Source organism: Mycobacterium sp. NGS26 (assembly GCF_059813025.1).
In genome coordinates this window covers 1-21,897 of sequence record NZ_JCALDU010000002.1, presented here as the reverse complement: position 1 = coordinate 21,897, position 21,897 = coordinate 1, and the positions used below count along the sequence as shown (strand labels likewise).

Genomic DNA, 21,897 nt, shown 5'->3' with positions numbered 1-21,897 from the left:
CCGGGGCTCAACAGGTGAGCAGCATGCATCCCGCGACCGGGCCACCGCCCACCGAAACCACGCCGACCTCCGGGCGCCGCGACACCTGCCGCTCCCCCGCCTCGCCGCGCAATTGCAGGCAGCCCTCGTGCAGCGCCCAGTAGCCGTGCATGCGCCCGGCCGAGAGTTGGCCGCCGTAGGTGTTCAGCGGCAGCGCACCGTCGAGGGCGATCCGCGCGCCGCCCTCGACGAACGGGCCGGCCTCCCCGTCACCGCATATCCCGAGGGCTTCCAGCCACGCCAGGGTGAGATACGTGAAGCCGTCGTACAATTCGGCGAGTTTGACGTCGGTGGGCCTCAGGTCGGTGCGCGACCACATCTGCGCCGCGGCATCCGACATGGCCATCTTGGGGTAGTCGTCGCGGTGGAACCACCCCCCGGCGCCGTCGGATCCGCCGATCGCCTCCACCCGCACCGCGCGGTGCGGGCAGTCGCCGGCATACTCCGCGTTCGACACCACCACCGCGATCGAGCCGTCGATGGGGACATCGCAATCCAGCAGCCCGAACGGCGTCGACACCGGACGCGCGCCCAGGTAGTCGGCCATCGTCATCGGTTCGCGGTACACCGCAAGGGGATTCAGCGCGGCATTGCGCCTGCCGTTGAGCGCCAGCCAGCCCAGCTGCTCCTTGGTGGTTCCGTACAGCTCCATGTGCCGGCGGCAGTTCAACGCCAGCCAGTTCGCCGCGGAATAAGCTTGGGCCGCAACGAGATCGTTGACGTCGTCCATCGCGCCGACCGCCGGGCGCTCGGCGCCCTCGGGGGTCTCGAACATGCGCGCGAGCGGCGGGGCGGGCGCGTTTTCTTCCTTGTTCACCGGGACCGTGCCACCCAGCATCTGGATGGTCCGGTACACCACCACGTGGTGGGCGCGACGCTCGGCGACCGCCCGGCACGCCGACATCACCGGGCTCAGCAGGCCGCCGGTGCCGAATCCGGAACCGCAGTCGGCCGCCTCGATACCCAGCGCGGCGTTGACCTCCGCGGCCGGGGTGTCACCGAGGGTCGCGATCCCGTCGACGTCGGCGGGCCGCAGCCCCGCGTCCTCGATGGCCGCGCGCACCGCCTCCATGGTCAGGTCGAAACCCGGAATCCCGGTGCGACGGCCGATTCGCGAGATGCCGATGCCGGACAAGATCGCGTCTTTTTCGAAATACATTTGCACCGCCCGCCAGACCAAACCCCACCGCACGCAATGGACCAATAGAGTGTACTGTATTGCGCGTGCCAGCCGAGTCCCCGTCCCAGCTGCTTATCGAGCATTGCGACAATTGCGCGCGCTGGGTGCATCCCGCGGCCGGCCAATGCCACCAATGCGGCGGCGCGCTGGTGGCGCGGCCGGTTTCCGGACGCGGCACGGTTTTCACCTACACCGTCAACTACCACCCGTACAACCCGGAGATCCCGGTTCCCTACGTGATCGCCATCGTCGAGCTCGCCGAGCAGAGCGGTCTGCGAGTGGCAGCCAATATCGTTGGCTGCGAACCGGATTCGGTCGAATGCGGGATGCCGGTCGAGGCGCGGCCGGAGAAGGGCGCCGGCGGCGCGCCGTTGTTCGCGCCCGCCTAGGTGGCGCGAGCAGACGCATAAGCCCCCAATTTCCGGCCGGAATGGGGGCTTTTGCGTCTGCTCGCCGAACGAAAACTAGTTGATCAGGGGGTCGCGCGGCATGCCGAGAATCCGCTCGGCGATCTGGTTGCGGGTCACCTCCGAGGTGCCGCCGGCGATCGCCATGCCGCGGGCGCCCATCATCATGCGGCCCACCACCGCGCCGGGCCCGTCGAGCAGCGCGACCTCGGGCCCCAGCAGCGCCGCCGAGATCGCGCCGCCCTCGATCATGTGCTCGGCCAGCTTGAGCTTGGTGACGTTGCCCTCCGGGCCCGGGCCCGCGCCCTCGACGCTGCGGGCGGCGCGGCGCAGGTTCAGCAGCCGCAGCGCGTGATCGTCGGCCAGGAAGTTTCCGACCCGGATTCGCGCGCCCGCCAACCGATCCGACGCCTGAGCCAGCTGCACCAGCTTGGCCGCCAGGCCCTCGTAGTACGACCCGCTCCCGCCGATGCTGACCCGTTCGTTGCCCAGGGTCGCCCGCGCGACCGTCCACCCGGAATTCGGCGCCCCGACGACGTCCTCGTCGGGGACGAACACGTCGTTGAAGAACACCTCGTTGAATTCCGAGCCGCCGGTGATCTGCCGCAGCGGCCGCACCTCGACCCCCGGGGCCTTCATGTCGACGATCACCGTGGTGATGCCGGCGTGCTTGGGCGCGTCGGGGTCGGTGCGCACGGTGGCCAGGCCGCGCGCGCAGTGCTGCGCCCCGCTGGTCCACACCTTCTGCCCGTTGATCTTCCAGCCGCCGTCGGTCCGGGTGGCGCGGGTCTTCACCGAGGCCGCGTCCGACCCGGCCTCGGGCTCGGAGAACAGCTGGCACCAGACCTCTTCCTGACGCAGCGCCTTCTCCACGAATCTTTCGATCTGCCAATCGGTTCCGTGCTGGATCAGGGTCAGGATCACCCACCCGGTGATCGAGTAGTCGGGGCGCTTGATGCCCGCCGCGCGGAACTCTTCCTCGATCACCAACTGTTCCACGGCGTCGGCCGCGCGACCCCACGGCTTGGGCCAGTGCGGCATCACGTAGCCGGTCTCGATCAGCTTGTCGCGCTGCGCCTCCTTGTCCAGGGCGGCGATCTCGGCGGCGTCGGCGCGGATGCGCTTGCGCAGTTCCTCGGCCTCGGGCGGCAGGTCCAGGCTGTTTTCCCGGACGGCGCCGGCCGCGGTGCGATCGAAGACGTCGCCGGCCGGGGCCTGAGGGCCACTGCCGCCGAACAACGCCGAGTCCACCAGCGCCCGGCGCAGATGCAGGTGCGCGTCGTGTTCCCAGGTGAAGCCGATGCCGCCATGCACCTGAATGTTGAGTTCGGCGTTGCGCGCATACGCCGGGAATGCCAGCGCCGCGGCCACCGCGGCGATGAGGCGAAACTGCGCCTCGTCCTCCGACGAGTCCTCCGCCGCCGCGCGCGAGGCGTCCCACACCGCCGCGGTCGCCGATTCGACGGCCACCAACATGTTCGCGCAATGATGCTTCACCGCTTGGAAAGTCGCGATGGTGCGGCCGAATTGCCGGCGGACCTTGGCGTAGTCGACGGCGGCGTCGACGCAGTCCGACGCCCCGCCCACCGCCTCGGCGGCCAGCAGCGTGCGCGCCCGGGCCAGCGCGGACTCCCGCGCCCCCGGCAGGATGTCCTCGGCGGCGACGCTCACGTTCTCCAGGCGCACCCGTCCGGAACGTCGCGTCGGATCCAGGTTGTCGGGCACGTCCACCGAGACGCCGTCGCGGCCGCGGTCCAACAACAGCACGTCGTCACCCGCGGCGATCAGCAACAGGTCGGCCAGCCCGGCGCCCAGCACGATTCCGGCGTCACCGTCAGCCACCCCGTCGTTGACCTGCACCCGGCCGTCCAGCCCGATGCCGGCGGTGCGGGACCCGTCGATCAGCCCCGGCAGCAGCCGCGACTTCTGCTCGGCGCCACCGTCTTTGGCGATCACCGCCGACGCGATCACGGTCGGCACGAACGGCCCCGGCGCAACCGCGCGACCGAGTTCCTCGATCACCACCACGAGTTCGGGCAGCCCGTAGCCCGAGCCGCCGTGTTCCTCGTCGACGTGCAGGCCGAGCCAGCCCAGCTCGACCATGTCCTGCCAGAACCCGGGCCGGTTCTCGTCCGGCGAGTCGAGCAGCGAGCGCGCCGCCCAGCGCGCCTTCTGCGAAGTGAGGAACGCGCGGGCCACCTCGGCGAGTTCGCGATGGTCGTCGGTCAGTGCGATACCCATGGGGCCCTCCTCGCTAGCGGGCTGGCTGCCTGCCCCGTTCCGAGGGGGAACGGGGCGGCTGCCTAAAGAGTGTACTGATTGCGGGGCGGGCGCCGCCGGTGGGATCTACTTGGGCGCGAACCGTTGTCCCGCGTCCAGCCGCAGGCACTGGCCGTTGAGCATCGGGTTGTCGACGATGGCGGCGGCCAGCTTCGCGTACTCGATGGGCCGGCCCATCCGCTTCGGGAACGCGGCGTCGCGGGTCAGGGTGGCCGCCATCTCGTCGGGAACCATCGCGGTGAGCCCCGTCAGGAACAGGCTCGGGGCGATCGCCAGCACCCGGATGCCCATAGACCCGAGGTCGCGCGCCATCGTCAGGCACATGCCGGCGATCGCCGCCTTGGCGGCGGTGTAGGCGACCTGCCCGATCTGGCCCTCGAAGGCCGCGATCGACGCGGTGTTGATGATGACGCCGCGCTCCTCGTCCTCGGGCTCGTTCTTGGCCATGTGCGCCGCGGCCAGCCGGCTGATGTTGAAGGTGGCGATCAGGTTGAGGTCGATCACCGACTGGAAGGACTCGAGGTCGTGTGGGCCGGACTTGGTCAGCGTCCGCTTGGCGATGCCGCCGCCGGCGGTGGTCACCACGACATGCAGGCCGCCGAGCTTGTCGACCGCGGCCTGCAATGTTTCCTCGGTGCCGGTGAAGTCGGTGACGTCGACCGGGTAGAACGAGCCGTTGATGCCCTCGGCAACCTGCTTGCCGTCGGACCCCTCCCGGTCGAGCACGGCGACGTCCGCGCCGCGCTCGGCGAACAGCTCGGCCGTGGCCCGGCCCATCCCCGACGCGCCGCCGATGACGACGGCCTTCTTCCCGTTGATCTCCATCCGGACCTCCCTTTCTAGGCTTTCGTAGGCGTGTCAGAATCCGCGCGATCTGTAACGTTATCTAGGCACGCTAGCGTGTTGGCCCCGCGGCCTTGTCACCGAGCCATGCCAAGCCGGGCCGGACGCCCTCTCGCGGCCGGGTTCAGCGGTGCCAGCGGACCGGTCCAACCCAAAGCGGAGGCCGCTCGTCTCTGGAGCGGGTGTCACCGGGGTCGGCGCGGGTGACGGTGATCCGGACCGAGCCGGTTTCGTCGCGGGCGGGGTGAGCGCGGTCGGGGTAAGCGCGGGCGGGGTGAGCGCGGTCGTACTCGGCGCGGCGGGAGGGGTCGCGCAGCAGGGCGTAAGCGGCAAGGATCTGGCGCAGGCGTTCGTCGGCGCCCGGATTCGGCGCCTTGCGACGGGTGTCCGGGTGGTAGTCGCGCAGGTGGCGCCGGTAGGCGTGCGTGATTTCGGCCTGGGTTGCGGTCGGCGAGACACCCAGCACCGTGTACGGGTTGTAGGGGTCTGTCATCGTGGCGCACCCATACTTTCACCCGCGCCGGCAGTCGTCGGGCGGCGCGCAACCCCCGCGTCACCCGCGGATGTCGACTGCCGGCGGTCGGCGGGAACGGCCCTCCGGCTGCTAGGCGTTGATCGCCGATTTCCGGCCGTCGTGGCTGACCTCGATGCGACGCGGCTTGGCCTTTTCGGCGATCGGGATCGTCAGCCGCAGCACGCCGTCGTGGTAGCCGGCGTCGATCTTGTCGGTGTCGAGGTTCTCCCCGAGGAACAGCTGGCGGCTGAACACGCCGCGCGGCCGTTCGGCGGAAACCATCTCGCGGCTTTCGTCCAGATTCGGGCGTTCGGCGCGGACCGTGAGCACGTTGCGCTCAACGTCGAGGTCCAGCGAATCCGCCTTCACCCCGGGCAGGTCGAATTCGACGATGAACTTGTCGCCGTCCCGCCACGCGTCCATCGGCATCACCGCGGGGCGGGCCGCGGTGCCGAGAACCTGCTGGGTCCAGCGGTCGAGGTCACGGAACGGATCTGTACGCATCAACACCATGATTTCACCTCCGATCCAGGCAGACTATCTACGTCTGCAGGCATAGATTTTTGATACCATTCGATGTATAACTTCGCAAGTGGCACCTTGAGATTTTTCCGAAGGGGAAACGTTGACCGACGACTTGACAGCAGCTCCTTCCGGCCGCGGTGTGTACGGCATCTCGGTGACCTCCGAGCTTTCCGGGATCGCGCCGCAGACGTTGCGGCTCTACGAGCGCCGCGGACTGCTGGCGCCGTCACGCACCGAGGGCGGCACCCGTCGCTACAGCGACGACGACCTGGCGCGCCTGCAGCGGATCTCCGAACTGGTCGATCAGGGCATCAACCTGGCCGGCATCGCCCAGATCCTCGACTTGGAGAGCAAGAACACCCAGCTGCAATCGGACTACACGCGGCTGGAGCTGCTGAACGCCAAGCTCAAGGCCGACCGCAAACGAAGGGAGGGGTTCCGATCATGAACGACATCGTCCTGCCGTACGACGCACCCGAGGCGGACGCGATCCACCAGCGCCTCGTCGTCGACGCCGAGGATGAAATCGGGCTGGACACCACCCACGTCGAGGCGCTGGGTGATCGGGACGCCAACGAAGCCGACGTGATCGACCAGGCCATCGTCGTCCCGGTCCCGCGGCACGATCGGCCCTGAACGGCTTGTCACCCAGCCGTGCCAAGCTGACCACCGTGCTCCTTCTCGACGTGGCCGCCACGTCCGTTGACGTCGGCGCCACGCCGTCGCGCCTCGCCAAGGTCGCCCACATCGCCGACCTGCTCCGCCGCGCCGCGCCCGACCCCGAACTGGTCGCCATCGTCGTGGCGTGGCTCTCCGGCGAGCTGCGGCAACGCCAGATCGGCGTGGGTTGGGCGTCGCTGCGGTCCCGCCCGCCGCCCTCGGCGCACCCGACGCTGACCGTGAGCGGTGTCGACGCCGCGTTCTCCGAGATCGGCGCGGTGGCGGGCAAGGGATCCCAGACCCGCCGTGCCCAACTCGTCGCGGGCCTGTTCGCCGCCGCCACCGAGACCGAACAGACCTTTCTGCTGCGGCTGATGAGCGGCGAGCTGCGCCAGGGCGCGCTGGTCGGGATCATGGCCGACGCCGTGGCCAAGGCGGCCGGCGTCCCCGCCGCGGCGGTGCAGCGCGCCGCGATGCTGGGCGGCGACCTGCCCGCGGTGGCTGCGGCTTGTTTGAGGGCCGGGCTGTCCGGCGCTGCGGCCGCGCTGGAGGCGTTCACCCTGCGCGTGGGGCGGCCCGTCGGGCCGATGCTGGCGCAGACCGCGGCCGGGGTGGCCGATGCGCTCGAACGCCTTGGTGGCACAGCCGTTTTCGAGGCGAAGCTGGACGGCGCGCGCGTGCAGATCCACCGCGCCGGTGACCAGGTCACGGTCTACACCCGAAGCCTCGACGACGTCACGGCCCGGCTGCCCGAGGTGGTCGAGGCAACGCTGGCGCTGCCGGTGCGCGACCTGATCGCCGACGGCGAGGCAATCGCGCTGCGCCCGGACAACCGGCCGCACCGCTTCCAGGTCACCGCGTCCCGGTTCGGCCGATCCGTCGACGTGGCGCCCACAAAATCAGGGGCCCTTGCCGCGCAACGGCTTTCGGTGTTCTTCTTCGACATCCTGCATTGCGACGGCGTCGACCTGCTCGACGCGCCGACCACCGAGCGGCTGGCGGCCCTGGACGCGCTGGTGCCGCCCGGCCAGCGGGTGGACCGGCTGATGACGTCGGACCCCGCGGCGGCCGCCGGGTTCCTGGACGCGACGCTGTCCGCCGGCCACGAGGGCGTCATGGCCAAGTCGCCGGCGGCGCCGTACCAGGCCGGCCGCCGCGGCGCGGGCTGGCTGAAGGTGAAGCCGGTGCACACGCTCGATCTGGTGGTGCTCGCCGTCGAGTGGGGCTCCGGGCGCCGCCGCGGCAAGCTCTCCAATATCCATCTGGGCGCGCGCGATCCGGCCACCGCCGAATTCGTCATGGTGGGAAAGACTTTCAAGGGCATGACCGACGCCATGCTGGAGTGGCAGACGGCCCGGTTTGGCGAACTCGCCGTCGGCGGAACGGACGGCCACGTCGTCGCGGTGAGGCCCGAGCAGGTGGTGGAGATCGCCTTCGACGGGGTGCAGGCGTCGTCACGCTACCCCGGCGGGCTGGCGCTGCGGTTCGCCCGGGTGGTGCGCTACCGCGACGACAAGGGCCCGGCCGAGGCCGACACCATCGACGCCATTCGTTCGCTGTACTGATTCTCGCCGGGCGGCGGACGCCCGGCCGTCGTAGGGTTTGACCGTGGCGGAGCGCATCGCGGAACGGGAAAGCGACCCGGGCCGTATCCGCTACATCCGCACCGACGAAGACCTGCCGGCCGTCGCGATCGTCGACCGCTCCCCCATCACCGTCCGGCACCGGGTCGTCTTCGCGGTGATCGCCGTGCTCGGCGCCGTCGCCTGGGCGGTCATCGCGTTCGCCCGCGGCGAGACGGTGAACGCGGTCTGGTTCGTGGTGGCGGCGATCTGCACCTACATCATCGGGTTCCGGTTCTATGCGCGGCTGATCGAGATGAAGATCGTTCGCCCGCGTGACGACCACGCCACGCCGGCAGAGATCCTGGACGACGGAACGGATTTCGTCCCCACCGACCGGCGCGTGCTGTTCGGCCACCATTTCGCGGCCATCGCCGGGGCCGGGCCACTGGTCGGTCCGGTGCTGGCGACGCAGATGGGCTATCTGCCCTGCAGCGTCTGGATCATCGTCGGCGCGGTGTTCGCCGGCGCCGTGCAGGACTACCTGGTGCTGTGGATCTCGACCCGGCGCCGCGGCCGCTCCCTGGGCCAGATGGCCCGCGACGAGCTCGGCGCCACCGGCGGTGCCGCCGCGCTGATCGGCGCCTTCGCCATCATGGTGATCATCATCGCGGTGCTGGCGCTGGTGGTGGTGCGCGGCTTGGCGCAGAGCCCCTGGGGCGTGTTCTCCATCGCCATGACCATCCCCATCGCCCTGTTCATGGGCTGCTACCTGCGCTTCCTGCGCCCGGGCAAGGTGGCGGAGGTGTCGATCGTCGGCTTCGTGCTACTCATGCTCGCCGTGGCCGCCGGCAACTGGGTCGCCGAAACGCCTTGGGGCGCAGCGTGGTTGAACCTCTCGCCGGTGACGGTGTCGTGGTTGATCGTCATCTACGGCTTCGTCGCGTCGGTGCTGCCGGTGTGGTTGCTGCTCGCGCCGCGCGACTACCTGTCGACGTTCATGAAGGTCGGCGCCATCGCCCTGCTGGCCGTCGGCATCTGCGTCGCGCACCCGCTCATGCAGGCGCCCGCCGTGTCGGGATTCGCCGGCCGCGGCGACGGGCCGGTGTTCCCCGGCTCGCTGTTCCCGTTCCTGTTCATCACCATCGCGTGCGGCGCGCTGTCCGGGTTTCACGCGCTGATCTCCTCCGGGACGACGCCGAAGATGCTGGAAAAGGAAAGCCAGATGCGGCTGATCGGCTACGGCGGCATGCTCACCGAGTCGTTCGTCGCGGTCATGGCGCTGATCAGCGCGGCGATCCTCGACCAGCACCTCTACTTCACCCTCAACGCCCCGGCCGCCCAGACCGGCGGCACCGCGGCCACCGCCGCCCACTACGTCAACGGGCTCGGGCTGTCGGGCGCCCCGGCCACCGCGGACCAGCTCACCCGGGCCGGCGCGAGCGTGGGCGAGAAGTCGATCGTGTCGCGCACCGGCGGAGCGCCCACGCTGGCGGTCGGCATGTCCGAGGTGCTGGAGCGGGTCTTCGGCGGCGCGGGCCTCAGGGCGTTCTGGTACCACTTCGCGATCATGTTCGAGGCGCTGTTCATCCTGACCGCCGTCGACGCGGGCACCCGCGTGGCGCGCTTCATGCTGTCCGACGCGTTGGGAAATCTGGGCGGCCCGCTGGCCAAGATGCGAAACCCGAGCTGGCGCCCGGGCGTGTGGATCTGCAGCCTGGCCGTGGCCGCGGCGTGGGGCAGCATCCTGCTGATGGGCGTGACCGACCCGCTCGGCGGCATCAACACGCTGTTCCCCTTGTTCGGCATCGCCAACCAGCTGCTCGCGGCGATCGCGCTGACCGTCATCACCGTGATCGTCGTCAAGAAGGGGCTGCTGAAGTGGGCGTGGATCCCGGGAGTTCCGCTGCTGTGGGACTTGACGGTCACGCTCACCGCGTCGTGGCAGAAGATCTTCTCCGGGGACCCCGCCGTCGGCTACTGGACCCAGCACGCCCGGTATGCGGCGGCGAAGGACGCCGGCAAGACCGTGTTCGGTTCGGCGAGGGACGCCCATCAGCTCGACGAGGTCATCAGGAACACCTTCGTCCAGGGCACCCTGTCGATCCTCTTCGCGCTGGTTGTCGTCATCGTGGTCGTCACCGGAATCCTCGTCGCGCTCAGGGCGATTCGCGGCGGTGGCAGGCCACTGACCGAGCACGACCCGATGCCGTCGAGGCTGTTCGCGCCGTCGGGCCTGATTGCGACGGCCACCGAACGGAAAGTGCGGAAGCAGTGGGACGCGCTGTAGCCGCCTCCATCGGAAGGAACGAATCCCATGTCCACCTGGCTCATCACCGGCTGCTCGAGCGGGCTCGGTCGCGCGCTCGCCGAGGCCGTCATCGCGGCCGGCCACAATGCCGTCGTCACCGCGCGCGATGGCGCGAAGGTCGCCGACCTGGCCGACGCCGCGCCCGCCCGCGCGCTGCCCGTCGCCCTCGACGTCACCGACCCCGATCAGGTCGCCGCGGCCGTCCGGCAGGCCGATGAGCGGTTCGGCGGCGTCGACGTCCTGGTCAACAACGCCGGCTACGGCTATCGGGCCGCGGTCGAAGAGGGCGACGACGCCGAAGTGCGCACCCTGTTCGAGACGCACTTCTTCGGCACCGTCGCGATGATCAAGGCCGTGCTGCCCGGCATGCGGGCACGCCGCAGCGGCGCGATCGTGAACATCTCCTCCATCGGCGCCACCGTGACCCCCGTCGGATCCGGCTACTACGCGGCCGCCAAGGCCGCCATCGAGGGGATGAGCGGCGCGCTTCGCGGCGAGCTCGCGCCGCTGGGCGTCTCGGTGATCGTCGTCGAGCCCGGGGCGTTCCGGACCGACTTCGCCGGGCGCTCGCTGGTGCAGTCGGCCGCGGTCATCGACGACTACGCCGATACGGCTGGGCGGCGGCGCAAGGAAAACGACACCATGCACGGCAACCAGGCCGGCGACCCGGCCAAGGCGGCCTCGGCGATCATCGCGGCGGTCGAGTCGGCCGAGCCCCCGGGATTCCTGCTGCTCGGGCCCGACGCCCTGGCGTTTTATCGCCACGTCGCCGACGCACGGGCGGCCGAGATCGCGAAATGGGAGGGGCTGACGAGCGGCACGAACTTCGATTCCTGAATGCCCCGGGGATCGTGTCCGTCCCACGCTTCCGTCGAGTGCACAAAGCGCGCACGATGGGAAGAGTCCGCGCGATTTCACAGCACCGACAGAAGGGAGTGGGCGATGAAGGCCAAGGTCGGCGACTTCCTTGTGGTCAAGGGCACGACCACCGAACAGCACGATCAACACGCGGAGATCATCGGGGTGCGCGCCGACGACGGCTCGCCGCCGTACGTCGTGCGCTGGCTGGTGAACGGTCACGAGGCGACGGTCTACCCGGGCTCCGACGCGGTGGTGGTGAGCGCCGCCGAGCACTCGGAGGCCGAGCGCCGCGCCGCCGCGCGGGCCGGTCACTCGTCGGCATAGCCTCATAGCCCCGCGAGAACAGCCTGGCGTTTGGCGGAGAAGGTTATTCTCCCAAGCCGAGAGACACATTACGATCGGTGGTGATCGAAGGGGATTACCGGTTGTCAGGCACGCTGGAACTCGAACGGCCGCGCGACGGTGTCGCGGTTCTGCGCCTGAACCGCCCCGATTCCCTCAACGCGATCAACGCGGCCATGCGGGCCGCATTGCATCGGACGCTGGCGGATGTGGCCGTCGACCGATCCGCGCGCGCGGTCGTGCTGACCGGCGCGGGCCGGGGCTTCTGCGCGGGGATCGACGTCCGCGACTTCGGGCCCGGCGTGCCGGAGGCCACAGCGCCGGCCGCGGACCGAATGCGGTTCCAGGAGGGCATGGCCGGATTGGCCGAGGCCGTCCGTCGGCTGCCGCAGCCCGTCATCGCCGCGGTCAACGGCCCGTGCGTCGGCGCGGGATTCGCGTTGTGCCTTGCCTGCGACATCCGGATCTGTTCGGCGACAGCATCATTCGGCAACGGGGCCATCCTGCTCGGGCTGTCGGGCGCGGAGATGGGCATGAGCTACCACCTGCCCCGCATCGTCGGGACCAGCGTCGCGGCCGACTGGATGCTCACGGGCCGCACCGTGCCGGCCGCCGAGGCCGACCGGCGCGGTCTGGTCAGCGAAGTCGTCGAGCCGGACCGGCTGGGCGACCGCGCTGTGGAGTTGGCGTCGCTGATCGCCGACCTCGCCCCGCTGGGTGTGGAACTGACAAAGCGTGCGCTGCAAGTCAACACCGACGCGGCCGGTTTCTCGTCGGCGCTGGAGCTGGAGAATCGCAACCAGGTGATCGCGCATGCGACCGACGAGGCGGCGGCGCGCCGCCGAAAGTGGTCCCGGTGAACCGCAACCCAGAGAGGACGCCAGATGTCGTGGGACTTTTCCACCGACCCGGAGTGGGCGCAGCAACTCGAATGGGTCGACGACTTCGTCCGCACCGAGTGCGAGCCGATCGACTTGATCGTCAAGGAGTCTCATGACCTGGGCGACCCGGTGCGGCAGGCGCTGATCCCGCCCCTGCAGCAGATCGTCAAGCAGCGCGGCCTGTGGGCCACCCATCTCGGCCCGCACCTGGGCGGACCCGGCTACGGTCAGGTGAAACTGGCTCTGCTCAACGAGATCCTGGGCCGATCGGAGTGCGCGCCGATAGTCTTCGGCTCGCAGGCACCCGATTCCGGCAACAGCGAGATCCTTGCGCACTACGGGACACCCGAGCTCAAGGCGCGCTACCTCGAGCCGCTGCTGGACAACCGCATCGTGTCCTGCTTCTCGATGACCGAACCCCAGGGCGGGGCCGACCCGAAGGTCTTCCGCACCACCGCGGTGGCCGACGGCGATCACTGGATCATCAACGGGGAGAAGTGGTTTTCGTCGTTCGCGTCGATGGCGTCGTTCATCATCGTGATGGCGATGACCGACCCCGATGCGCCGCCGTATCAGCGCTACTCGATGTTCGTCGTCCCCGGCGACACCGAGGGCATCAACGTGATGCGCGACGTCGGGCTGGGATACCAGCCGCCGGGCGGCGGCCGCGAGGGCTACGTGCGCTACGAAAACGTGCGGGTGCCCGCCGATCACATGCTGGGCCCGCGCGGCGGCGCCTTCGTCGTCGCGCAAACCCGGTTGGGCGGCGGGCGCATTCACCACGCGATGCGCACGGTGGGGCTGGTCCGGCGGATCTTCGACATGATCTGCGAGCGGGCGGTGTCGCGCTACACCCAGGGCGAGGTGCTGGCCAACAAGCAGCTCGTCCAGGAGATGGTTGCCGACTCTTGGATGGAGATCGAGGCGTTCCGGCTGCTCACCCTCCAAACCGCTTGGAAGATCGACCAATTCAACGACTATCACGCGGTGCGCGCCGACATCTCGGCCGTCAAGGCGATGATGCAGAAGGTGCTGCACGACGTGTCGTCGCGGGCGCTTCAGCTACACGGGTCGTTGGGTACCACCCATGAGATGCCGTTCGTGCATTACCTGGTGGAGTCTTTCGTGCTCGGCCTTGCCGACGGCCCCACCGAAGTGCACAAGGTGACGCTGGCGCGCCTGTTGCTGAAGGACCGTCGCCCGGCGCCCGACCTGTTCCCCTCCGAGCACCTGCTGCGGTTGCGGGCGGCCGCCGAGGCCAAGTTTGCGGACAAGCTGGCCGGTATCCCGCGCGGTTAGACCGCTTTGGTGACGCCGACGTAGGACAGCACCACGTCGGATTCATCGGTCACGCGGGTCAGGGTCGAGTAGGAGCGGATGAACGACTGGCCCACGCACCCGTCGATCTTGACGTGGAAGTTGCTGACCATGACCCAGGGATCGGAACCCCTGAACTCCTTCTTGGCCACCGGCACCACGATTATCAGCCCGGGCTTGAGCCCCACGCTGAGCACGCCGTTCATCGGCGCGGTAACCAGCGGCACAACACCGGGCACACCGGTGAACAGTCCCGTAAAGCCGAGGCCCGGGCTGAGGCCCTGGCTACCCGCCATCGTGACGCCGTTGGACGTGCTCATGTCGATTCCGCAGCCGATCTCGTAACCCACCTCGAGGACGCCTCGAGCTGGTTCCGGTCCTCTCAGCGAAGCAACGAATGTCCCGCTGGCGAGGTATTCGCGTGACGAGACCGCGGTGGTCAACGGCGCCACGGGAACTTGCGACTCGTCCTTCGCCCCGAGGGTCAAGACCCAGCCGTCGGGGGTGTTGAGGGTTGCCGGCTCGGCCGAGGGGACCTGCCCGTCGGCCGGTTGCGCCTCGGCGGCGGCAGGCTCGACGTCAGGATCCGCGGTTCCCGGGGGCGCCATGGTCACCGACATGACGAAGCAGACGGCGACAACCGCAACGCGGCGGACAACCACAGCGACCGGCCTCACGGGCGACACCGTACGCAGCGTGAGATTCGAGTTGCGAAATTTGCTGGCTAGCCGGACAAAGTTGTTGCACGCTCGTGATCGATATGCGATGTTGCCGCGCCAGAACGTGTACCCTCCTCATTCGCCGAGGGGTAGAATGGCGTCTCTGGTAATCAGTGGTTCGGGCAGACGATCCGAGAGGGCGGCGATGAAACTTCACGCGTGCGCTGCCGGACTATTTGCCGGCGCGGTGTGTGTCGCGAACCTCTTCGGCGCCACCGGCGTGGCCAACGCGGACCCACAAACCGATGGGTCCGGCGGCGCCAACATCGTCATCAACCAGATGATCTCGGGGGCGGCCCCGGCGCTGCGAGTGGATACGCAAGACGAGGGCGGTCCGGGGCAGAATTGGGGTGGCGTCGGCATGTATTGCGAAAATCTATTCGTGCGGTGCCGGTAAACGGCGGGTCAGCTCACGATCGACTCTGCGCGCGCCAACAATCTGGGCAGGCCGGTCGCCATCGCTTCCAATTCGCCTCGCGGAGAGCGCCTTCGGCGGTTGTGCTTGACGATGAGTGACCACGTCGCGGCCGACTTGAAGCAGGCCAACGCGGTGAACCAGGGCAGGTCGGTGACTTCGCGACCCAGCTCGCGTTGATAGATCTCGGCGAGTTCGGTGATCGGCGGTGCCATGCCGGCCGAGGCCGGAACGCGTTGGTAGGTGTCCGGGTCGCAGTTGATCAAGAACCACCCGACGTCGACGCGTGGATCGCCGATCGACCAGATCTCCCAGTCGACCACGGCGTCGATGCGGTCCCCGACGGCGATGAGATTCCCGACCCGGAAGTCGCCGTGCACCACGCTCGGCCCGACACCCGTTGGCGCACTGGCTAATAACGCCTCGCGGACACCCTGCCAGCCGGACACCAACGCTTCGTCGACGGTTTGCAGCGTGTCGCACCACCGCCGGACCTCCGCGACCGGATCGACGACCGGTTCGCCGCTCAGGCCAAGATCGGGCGGCGACAGGCCGTGCAGGGCCGCCATGACCCGGCTTGCGTTGCGATAGCGGTCGGGCAGATCGGCCGTCGGTGCGCAACCGTCGAACAGCGGCTCCACGCAGTCGCCTTCGACATGGGACATCACGAACAGCGGCGGCGTGAGCGGCGGGTCACCGGCGTCCTCCCACAACACCTCGGGAACCGGAACTCGTGTGGCCGCAAGAGCTTTCATGATCCGCGCCTGGCGCAGCACGTCGCGATGCGCGACGGGCTCGACGCCGGGCTGTGCGACCTTGATCACCACCGCCCTGCCGTCCCGCGCCCCGCGAAAGGTGAGGCTGGACGCTCCCCCGGCCAGCGGTTCGACGCCGGTGACCCCGGCACCACCGAGCCGCCGTCGCAAGTCCTGCAGGTCGAGCTCGGTCATTCAGGGGGGGCCGGCTTCGTCCAGCCGACCTCGGCGAGGAAGGCCTGGGTGTGCGCGATGCGACCGGTGAGGGTCTTCGGATCGCCCGTGCACAGGCGGAAGGCGGTCTCGGTGATCAGCTCGATGTCCTCGGTGTCGGTCTTGGCCAGATCGAGGGTGCCGGCCCCGGGCGTCGCGACGGGGTTGGACGGCGCGGCGGCGTTGACGGCGATCCCGTCGTCGTAGAGCTCGGCGGCAAGGCTTTTGGTCAGCCGGTTGAGCGCGGCCTTGGCCGTACCGTAGACGCCGAAGCCCGCGGTCCGGTCGAACTCGGAGAACGGCGGCCCGGGCGGCAGGTCCCCGCCCACCGAGGTGAGGTTCAGGATCCAGCCCCGCCCGCGGTCGCGCATTGCGGGGATTGCCAACTGGCACAAGTGCAGCGGCCCGAGCACATGCATTTCCATCATCAGCCGGGCGCGCCGCTCGGGAAAGCCGTCCAGGGGCCGCAGGAAGGTCACCGCGGCGTTGTTGACCAGGATGTCGGGCGCGCCGACGGCCTGCACCACCTCGGCGAAAAGCCTTGCCCGCTCGTCGGATTGGGACAGGTCCGCCTGCACCGCGACGGCCCGGCCGCCCGCGGCCGTGATCTCGTCGCGGGTCTGGCTCAGCGAGCCTTGGTACTTGGGGTCGGGGTCCATCGTGCGCGCGGTGAGCGCCACGGTGGCCCCCTCCGCCGCGAGGCGCGCCGCGATCGCCTTGCCCAACCCCCGGCTGCTCCCGGTGACCAGGGCGACCATCCCGTCGCACCGTCGGCCAGCGCCCATCCTCGACCTCCTCACCGTCTGGAAATGGCTTCTCCTGAACAGAGAATGTCATTATCGTCGCGCGATCGGAAGTGCGGCCGTCTGTGGCCGCGGCGTGTCCGTCGTGGCCTAAATCGTGGGCGGCATGGCGTTGTGGCCACTCCCCCCGTCCGCGCGGCGGCCCTAACGTGATTGCTCATGCAGCAAGTCCCCGATCTCGTCGACACCCCCGTCGGGCAGGCCGCTATCGAGTTGGCGCGATCCACCGAGTCGCCATCGGTGTTCAACCACAGCGTGCGCAGCTATTTGTTCGCCGAACTGCTCGCCGCGCCCGAGGGGATGCGCCCGGGCGCCGATTACTCCAGCGAGGCCTTGTTCCTGGGCTGTGTGCTCCACGATCTTGGTGTCGGCGCGGCCGCCGCGGGCAAGGAGCGGTTCGAGGTGGAGGGCGCGGACCTCGCCGCGAACCTGCTGACCGAACACGGCTGCGACCGCGGCGTCGTCGACGCCGTGTGGGAGGCCATCGCGCTGCATACCTCCGGCGGCCTCGCCGAGCGGCGGGGAGCGCTGTGCTACCTGGTCCGCACCGGGGTGGGCGTGGACTTCGGCGTCAACGCCGACTTCGTCGACGAGCAGACCGCCGCCGCGATCCACGCGCGCTACCCGCGGCTGGCCATGGCGCGCACGCTGATAGACGCCATCGCCACGCACGCAAAGCGCAGCCCCGGGGCGGCGCCGCCCTATTCATTCCCGGCCTACCTGCTGCGTGAACGCAACACCGACGGCGTCACCCTGCTCGAGCTCGCCGCGTCGCACGGCCGGTGGGGCGACTGAGGTCAGCCCCGGGCGTGGGCTACCGGGCCAGTGGCTTGTAGAAGACCAGGCCGTTGCCCTTGTTGTCGTAGACGACGGCGCGACGTTCGTGTGCGTCGTCGTACGGGCCCTTCACAATGCCGCCTCCGCTGGCCTCGACGGCCTTCGCCGCGCCATCGACGTCGGCCGTCTTGATGCCGACGACGACCTGCCCGGGTATCGGATGGTCCACCGCGGTCGCCAGTGCCAGGGTGATCGGTCCGCCGTCGAGCGCCGCGAAATGAGCTCCGTCGCGGAACTTCAGCGGCATCCCCAGGGTCTCGCTGTAAAACCGGATCGATTCGTCCAGGTCGTCGGTGGACAAGACGACCATCTTTACTTCGTGTTCGCTCACTGTGCCTCCGATGGGTAACGGTGTGCCTATTTAACAGCCCGATCGCGCCGGGTGGTCACTGCAGAGAATCTTCCAAGAATTCGTGGAGGCACCGGCGAGAGCATTTCTGCGGACACCCACCTTGTCACGTCGAACAGGACACCGCATGATCGGCATCGCAACCGCGGCCCGGATCGCCGGCGCCGTCGCGCTGGCCGGTGTGGCGGTGCTGGGATCGGCGACGGGCGAGGCGCAAGGCGCCCCGGGCACGCTCTACGGTGACCCCGCGGCCGCCGCCCCGTTCTGGCGTTACCAGCAATACGACGACGACTGCGTGCCCATGGCGGTCGCCGACGTGGTCGGTGAACTGACCGGCGGCCAGCCCTCCGAGGAGGCCATCATCAGGGTGGCCCAATCGACGCCCAGCACCGTCCACCCCGGGCCGATCTACACCACGCCGAAGAAGCGCAAGCCGGGCAGCGGCACCTCGTTTGCGGATGAACCGGCGCTGCTGGCGCACTACGGCGTCCACGCCGCCGAAACCGACACGCAAAGCGCGGCCAAAACCGGTGTGCCCACGGGCATGCCGGCCCTCGAGCAGGATCTGGCCCAGGGCCGCAAGGTGATCGTCGCCGTCAACGCCGAACTCATCTGGGGCGAACCCGTCGAGGACAAGACCCCCGACGGCAAGCCCGAGGCCAACCACGCCGTGGTGGTGACCGGTGTCGACACCGCGGACGGCGTCGTGCACCTCAACGACAGCGGCAGCGAGGACGGGCGAGACGCCCGGGTGCCGATCGACATCTTCATCCGATCGTGGGCCAGCAGCGACGACGAAATGACCGTCACCGCATAGGCAGAGAGGCATCGCCAGACGAATCCGTCCATCCGGCCTACGATTTCGGCATGCCGATACTTGGAGACGCCACCGTCGTTGTCGCGCGCGTGACGAGGTCGATGTCCAATGCCCTGCGGGTCCAGCTCGCCACGCCCGACGGCGCGGAATTGGCGCACGCCCGACAAAAGGGCGGCGCCGCGGTGTTGTTGGGTTTGAAGAACGGTGGAAATGGCGACCACACGTTGTCCGGCGCCTCGGGCGATGAACTCCGGATCGCGGTGGCAGGAACCACGACCATCACAAGGCGGGACATGCCCGTCGGAAGAATTCTGCCCGCCGACGGAGCCGCACGGTTCGAAGACGGCAGCGGCAACATGCTGGCAACGGTATTGGCGCACGCCGGATCAAAGGCCGACAGCGCCTGGCATCATCGGATACTGTCCCCGGCCGGTCACGACATCGGCGTCCTCACCCTGATGACGGTTCACACCGGGTGGAGCGATATCGAAGCCGAAGCCATTCAATTGCTGACCAACCGCAACGTCGCCGCCTTGAAGGCGCCGTCGGCCGGGGCGCGGCTCAAACTCGACGCGCCGGTCGCTCCAGCGTTGGGCGACGTATTGGCCGCTGCGTGCGTCGACTTTTCGGTGTTACCCCGCGGATACGTGGAGACGACGAAATCACCTGGCGCCAAGTAAGATTCGCTGCGCTCGTCGTCGGCCGGGGCATCTCAATACCACCGCATTCGCGCGCCGGAACCCCGCGCCAATCCAAGTGGCGCGACCCGGACGCCTCGGCGGATGCGCCGTGCCGTCATCAACACGAGCAGGGTGATCGCGAGCCTCCCCAGCGCGATCCGGCTCGTTCGCTTCTTCCAGGTTGACGGCGTCGAACCCATACGCCGGCCGAAGTAGTAGCCGACCCATGCTGCCGCGGCGAGAGCGGCGAGTCCGGCGAGCACCGTCACGATGATCGAGCGTCCTTCGTCATCGTCGCGGTGCGGTCACACGCGGGACACATCTGGGCCAATAAGTCGAAGGTCGTGTACACGGTGGAGTCCAGGGGCCTTCTTCGCGTGACAAAGCCTGATCGTGAACCGCGATTCGCCGCTGGATGCCTTCGCCAAGCCCATCCGCGTGCAGCAAACGCATCGTCGGATCGTCGTCGCATGGTACGAAGGACCGCCCAAGGGCACATCGCCCCAGGTGTGCGGCCGCAAAACCGCATCGAAACCCCCTGGAGCACGGACTTGCGCGGCGCAGGCCCACCGGCGATCGAGATTGCGGACAAAGAGTCTGGTCCGAAGAGGCCCGCGGGGCTGCGCATTTTGATATATAAACCGTGGATCTATCGGCATGGGGCGGACCTATCGACATGGGGCGGATCTATCGATATGGGTTGGATCTCGGCGTGTCCTCGACGTGTGGTTTCGGCTGCACTGCGCTTTGACCTGCACTCTTGGCTGCGCCCAGGGTGTGGAAACTCCCGCTGGTCAACGACGGCCGAACACCGTCGCGATGCATAGCGCCCTGACGCGCTCGAGAAGCGCGCCCGGAGGCGCGGCGCCAGCTCGACACAACTCCATCAGCGGCGCGCGAGGCAGAGCCGCGGTGGGCAGGGCCATGAGGGCCTGAGCGTGTGGGGGGCAGACGCCGGATGAAACTCGACGAACGGGCGCTTCCGCTTACGCGCGCACAGCTGGATATATGGCTTGCGGAGCAAACGGGTCGCTTCGATGCCGGTTCGCAGCTCGGCGTGCTCATGCGAATCGCGGGCCCGGTCGACCCTGCTCTGCTGGAGTCGGCGATCCGTCATGTGCTGCGCGAAGCCGAACCGCTGCGAGCTGTGTTTTTCGAGGTGGACGGCCGAGTTTTCCAGCAGTTGGTCGATAACCCGGAGGTCGAGCTTGCTCGCCACGACCTCAGAGGTTCGACGGATCCTGCGGACGCGGCTTATCGGTTGGCGTCGTCGATCCAACGCACGGTGATGCCGCTTAGTGGCCCGCTGTTCAAATTTGCGTTGTTGCAAACGCGCGCGGACGAATTTTATTGGTTTGCGTGCTGCCATCATATTGTGGTAGATGGCATCGGCCTCGCCTTTGTTCTTCATCGAATCGCAACTGTTTACAACGCACTTGCCTCCGGCGCGTCGCTCCCTCCTAATTTTTTCGGGTCGCTCCGTGATCTTATTGAGTGCGAATTGGACTACGAAGCGTCCGCCGATTATCTCGATGACAAGGCCTATTGGACTAGCAACCTCCCGCCGGAAAGTGAACCGTTTTTTCGGTTGACGCACGACGCGGGCGGGCGTGATCCGGATGAATCGTCCGCACCGGTCCAGGTGGACCCTTTGGCGGTTTCCGGAATCGACGAGTTGGCGCAAGCGCTGGGGATACGCCGATCTTCGGTGATTACCGCGGCATGTGCGCTGCTGGTGCGCGGGTGTGACGGCGGGAGTTCGGATGTCGTGTTCGATTTCCCGGTAAGCAAGCGTGTGCGTCCGGAGTCAAAGCTGGTGCCCGGAATGATTTCCGGGATGGTTCCGCTGGTGTTGAAAGCTTCGCCGCGTGCTACCGTTGCCGGTTTTTGTGAGCATGTCGATGCCCAAATCCGAAAAGCGTTGCAGCATCAGCGGTTCCCGGTGCGCACCATTGCAAACGAGGCGTCTTTCCGCGGCTTCGACCAGGCGTCGAATCGAGTAGTCGTTAATTTCATCCCGACCACACACATGGCGGATCTCGGTGGTTCTGCGGTATCGGCGACCGTGACCCATGATGGCCTCGGGGATCGGTTCAGGCTGGTTTTCTTTAGGGACGGTGACCGGCTGTTTCTCAGCACGCCGGGTGCCGGGCAATTATTTTCCAATTCTGACGTCCACGATTTGGTCAAGCGGTTGCAGCGCGTACTCGTGGCGATGGCCGGCGACCTTGCCCGGCCGGTGTCGGCGATCGACGTGTGTGATGTCGTCGAGCACACCCGGCTGGCCGGGTGGGGCAACCACACCGCGGTGGCCAGCGCACCCGCGCCGGCTTCGGATGCCGGGGTGTCGGTGCCGGTGTTATTCGCCGCCCAAGTCGCGGCCACCCCGACCGCGCCGGCCCTGACCTACCTGGACCAGTCGATGACGTACGCGGAGTTGGATGCGGCCGCCACCGGCATCGCGCGCATGCTGGCCGGGCGGGGGGTGGGCCCGGGCGGGTGTGTGGCGCTGCTGCTGGGCCGCTCGGGCCAGGCGATCACCGCGATGCTCGGGGTGCTCAAAACCGGGGCCGCCTACCTGCCGATC

At 68.5% G+C, this 21,897-nt stretch carries 23 protein-coding genes; 13 read left to right on the top strand and 10 right to left on the bottom strand.

The window, feature by feature from the left end; genetic code table 11:
* Positions 1-7 precede the first annotated feature (7 nt).
* Entirely contained in the window at positions 8-1,198 is a 1,191-nt protein-coding gene (locus AC5Y6X_RS06075; RefSeq protein WP_499985298.1) for a thiolase family protein, read from the bottom strand.
* Between the two features lie 65 nt (positions 1,199-1,263).
* On the opposite strand from AC5Y6X_RS06075, the gene AC5Y6X_RS06070 reads away from it, so the two are divergent.
* A complete protein-coding gene (locus AC5Y6X_RS06070; protein WP_499985297.1) occupies positions 1,264-1,608 on the top strand; it encodes a Zn-ribbon domain-containing OB-fold protein in 345 nt (114 codons plus the stop codon).
* A gap of 75 nt (positions 1,609-1,683) precedes the next feature.
* Here the strand turns inward: AC5Y6X_RS06070 and AC5Y6X_RS06065 are convergent, their stop codons facing one another.
* From AC5Y6X_RS06065 to AC5Y6X_RS06050, 4 genes are all read right to left on the bottom strand, one after another.
* Positions 1,684-3,867: an acyl-CoA dehydrogenase family protein gene (locus AC5Y6X_RS06065; protein WP_499985296.1), complete on the bottom strand. Its 2,184-nt coding sequence runs from the start codon at positions 3,865-3,867 to the stop codon at positions 1,684-1,686.
* A 105-nt stretch (positions 3,868-3,972) separates the two neighbouring features.
* Entirely contained in the window at positions 3,973-4,731 is a 759-nt protein-coding gene (locus AC5Y6X_RS06060) for an SDR family NAD(P)-dependent oxidoreductase (protein ID WP_324681174.1), read from the bottom strand.
* Between the two features lie 142 nt (positions 4,732-4,873).
* Positions 4,874-5,242, bottom strand: coding sequence for a J domain-containing protein (locus tag AC5Y6X_RS06055; protein ID WP_499985294.1), 369 nt, complete (start codon positions 5,240-5,242; stop codon positions 4,874-4,876).
* A 111-nt stretch (positions 5,243-5,353) separates the two neighbouring features.
* Positions 5,354-5,776: an Hsp20/alpha crystallin family protein gene (locus AC5Y6X_RS06050; protein WP_324681172.1), complete on the bottom strand. Its 423-nt coding sequence runs from the start codon at positions 5,774-5,776 to the stop codon at positions 5,354-5,356.
* A 112-nt stretch (positions 5,777-5,888) separates the two neighbouring features.
* Between AC5Y6X_RS06050 and AC5Y6X_RS06045 the strand changes: the two genes are divergently transcribed.
* From AC5Y6X_RS06045 to AC5Y6X_RS06010, 8 genes are all read left to right on the top strand, one after another.
* Positions 5,889-6,236, top strand: a complete 348-nt coding sequence (locus AC5Y6X_RS06045) for a MerR family transcriptional regulator (RefSeq protein WP_499985292.1) — start codon at positions 5,889-5,891, stop codon at positions 6,234-6,236.
* Positions 6,233-6,424, top strand: a complete 192-nt coding sequence (locus AC5Y6X_RS06040; RefSeq protein WP_499985291.1) for an Rv3202a family protein — start codon at positions 6,233-6,235, stop codon at positions 6,422-6,424. The genes AC5Y6X_RS06045 and AC5Y6X_RS06040 overlap by 4 nt, the downstream gene beginning before the upstream one ends.
* Before the next feature lie 35 nt (positions 6,425-6,459).
* The gene (locus AC5Y6X_RS06035) at positions 6,460-8,013 is read left to right on the top strand and encodes an ATP-dependent DNA ligase (RefSeq protein ID WP_499985290.1); all 1,554 of its coding nucleotides are present in this window, start codon (positions 6,460-6,462) and stop codon (positions 8,011-8,013) included.
* Positions 8,014-8,050: 37 nt separating this feature from the next.
* Positions 8,051-10,300, top strand: a complete 2,250-nt coding sequence (locus AC5Y6X_RS06030; protein ID WP_499985288.1) for a carbon starvation CstA family protein — start codon at positions 8,051-8,053, stop codon at positions 10,298-10,300.
* Between the two features lie 27 nt (positions 10,301-10,327).
* A complete protein-coding gene (locus AC5Y6X_RS06025) occupies positions 10,328-11,158 on the top strand; it encodes an oxidoreductase (RefSeq protein ID WP_499985286.1) in 831 nt (276 codons plus the stop codon).
* 105 nt (positions 11,159-11,263) lie between these two features.
* Positions 11,264-11,506: a DUF1918 domain-containing protein gene (locus AC5Y6X_RS06020; protein ID WP_324681165.1), complete on the top strand. Its 243-nt coding sequence runs from the start codon at positions 11,264-11,266 to the stop codon at positions 11,504-11,506.
* Positions 11,507-11,607: 101 nt separating this feature from the next.
* Complete coding sequence (locus tag AC5Y6X_RS06015; protein ID WP_499986450.1) at positions 11,608-12,384, top strand: enoyl-CoA hydratase/isomerase family protein; 777 nt, start codon at positions 11,608-11,610, stop codon at positions 12,382-12,384.
* Between the two features lie 24 nt (positions 12,385-12,408).
* Complete coding sequence (locus AC5Y6X_RS06010; protein WP_324681164.1) at positions 12,409-13,704, top strand: acyl-CoA dehydrogenase family protein; 1,296 nt, start codon at positions 12,409-12,411, stop codon at positions 13,702-13,704.
* On the opposite strand, the gene AC5Y6X_RS06005 is transcribed toward AC5Y6X_RS06010, so the two are convergent.
* The 3 genes from AC5Y6X_RS06005 to AC5Y6X_RS05995 all read right to left on the bottom strand — a co-directional run bounded on the left by AC5Y6X_RS06005 (position 13,701) and on the right by AC5Y6X_RS05995 (position 16,609).
* A complete protein-coding gene (locus AC5Y6X_RS06005; protein ID WP_324681294.1) occupies positions 13,701-14,384 on the bottom strand; it encodes an MspA family porin in 684 nt (227 codons plus the stop codon). The genes AC5Y6X_RS06010 and AC5Y6X_RS06005 overlap by 4 nt on opposite strands.
* A gap of 462 nt (positions 14,385-14,846) precedes the next feature.
* Positions 14,847-15,806 carry a phosphotransferase family protein gene (locus tag AC5Y6X_RS06000; protein WP_499985285.1) on the bottom strand — a complete coding sequence of 320 codons (960 nt, stop codon included), beginning with the start codon at positions 15,804-15,806 and terminating at the stop codon, positions 14,847-14,849.
* Positions 15,803-16,609, bottom strand: a complete 807-nt coding sequence (locus AC5Y6X_RS05995; RefSeq protein WP_324681161.1) for an SDR family NAD(P)-dependent oxidoreductase — start codon at positions 16,607-16,609, stop codon at positions 15,803-15,805. The genes AC5Y6X_RS06000 and AC5Y6X_RS05995 overlap by 4 nt, the downstream gene beginning before the upstream one ends.
* A 177-nt stretch (positions 16,610-16,786) precedes the next feature.
* On the opposite strand from AC5Y6X_RS05995, the gene AC5Y6X_RS05990 reads away from it, so the two are divergent.
* Positions 16,787-17,422 (top strand): HD domain-containing protein, encoded by a 636-nt coding sequence (locus tag AC5Y6X_RS05990; protein ID WP_499985283.1) that lies wholly within the window; start codon positions 16,787-16,789, stop codon positions 17,420-17,422.
* 19 nt (positions 17,423-17,441) lie between these two features.
* Here AC5Y6X_RS05990 and AC5Y6X_RS05985 read toward each other — a convergent pair whose 3' ends face one another.
* Positions 17,442-17,795, bottom strand: a complete 354-nt coding sequence (locus tag AC5Y6X_RS05985; RefSeq protein ID WP_324681159.1) for a VOC family protein — start codon at positions 17,793-17,795, stop codon at positions 17,442-17,444.
* Between the two features lie 145 nt (positions 17,796-17,940).
* On the opposite strand from AC5Y6X_RS05985, the gene AC5Y6X_RS05980 reads away from it, so the two are divergent.
* A complete protein-coding gene (locus AC5Y6X_RS05980; protein ID WP_499985281.1) occupies positions 17,941-18,630 on the top strand; it encodes a C39 family peptidase in 690 nt (229 codons plus the stop codon).
* Entirely contained in the window at positions 18,591-19,310 is a 720-nt protein-coding gene (locus AC5Y6X_RS05975) for a hypothetical protein (protein ID WP_324681157.1), read from the top strand. Before AC5Y6X_RS05980 ends, AC5Y6X_RS05975 begins: the two co-directional genes overlap by 40 nt.
* A 32-nt stretch (positions 19,311-19,342) precedes the next feature.
* Here AC5Y6X_RS05975 and AC5Y6X_RS05970 read toward each other — a convergent pair whose 3' ends face one another.
* Positions 19,343-19,579: a hypothetical protein gene (locus tag AC5Y6X_RS05970; protein ID WP_324681156.1), complete on the bottom strand. Its 237-nt coding sequence runs from the start codon at positions 19,577-19,579 to the stop codon at positions 19,343-19,345.
* Between the two features lie 689 nt (positions 19,580-20,268).
* On the opposite strand from AC5Y6X_RS05970, the gene AC5Y6X_RS05965 reads away from it, so the two are divergent.
* Positions 20,269-21,897, top strand: a 1,629-nt coding sequence (locus tag AC5Y6X_RS05965; RefSeq protein ID WP_499985279.1) for a condensation domain-containing protein, incomplete at its 3' end; no start/stop codon positions are given.

Bases quoted from the DNA above. Each gene is read 5' to 3' on its own strand.
- AC5Y6X_RS06050 (WP_324681172.1), bottom strand. From the start codon at position 5,776: ATGGTGTTGATGCGTACAGATCCGTTCCGTGACCTCGACCGCTGGACC.
- AC5Y6X_RS06020 (WP_324681165.1), top strand. From the start codon at position 11,264: ATGAAGGCCAAGGTCGGCGACTTCCTTGTGGTCAAGGGCACGACCACC.
- AC5Y6X_RS06040 (WP_499985291.1), top strand. From the start codon at position 6,233: ATGAACGACATCGTCCTGCCGTACGACGCACCCGAGGCGGACGCGATC.
- AC5Y6X_RS06060 (WP_324681174.1), bottom strand. From the start codon at position 4,731: ATGGAGATCAACGGGAAGAAGGCCGTCGTCATCGGCGGCGCGTCGGGG.
- AC5Y6X_RS06055 (WP_499985294.1), bottom strand. From the start codon at position 5,242: ATGACAGACCCCTACAACCCGTACACGGTGCTGGGTGTCTCGCCGACC.
- AC5Y6X_RS05980 (WP_499985281.1), top strand. From the start codon at position 17,941: ATGATCGGCATCGCAACCGCGGCCCGGATCGCCGGCGCCGTCGCGCTG.
- AC5Y6X_RS06065 (WP_499985296.1), bottom strand. From the start codon at position 3,867: ATGGGTATCGCACTGACCGACGACCATCGCGAACTCGCCGAGGTGGCC.
- AC5Y6X_RS05990 (WP_499985283.1), top strand. From the start codon at position 16,787: ATGCAGCAAGTCCCCGATCTCGTCGACACCCCCGTCGGGCAGGCCGCT.
- AC5Y6X_RS06000 (WP_499985285.1), bottom strand. From the start codon at position 15,806: ATGACCGAGCTCGACCTGCAGGACTTGCGACGGCGGCTCGGTGGTGCC.
- AC5Y6X_RS06075 (WP_499985298.1), bottom strand. From the start codon at position 1,198: ATGTATTTCGAAAAAGACGCGATCTTGTCCGGCATCGGCATCTCGCGA.
- AC5Y6X_RS05995 (WP_324681161.1), bottom strand. From the start codon at position 16,609: ATGGGCGCTGGCCGACGGTGCGACGGGATGGTCGCCCTGGTCACCGGG.
- AC5Y6X_RS06025 (WP_499985286.1), top strand. From the start codon at position 10,328: ATGTCCACCTGGCTCATCACCGGCTGCTCGAGCGGGCTCGGTCGCGCG.
- AC5Y6X_RS06010 (WP_324681164.1), top strand. From the start codon at position 12,409: ATGTCGTGGGACTTTTCCACCGACCCGGAGTGGGCGCAGCAACTCGAA.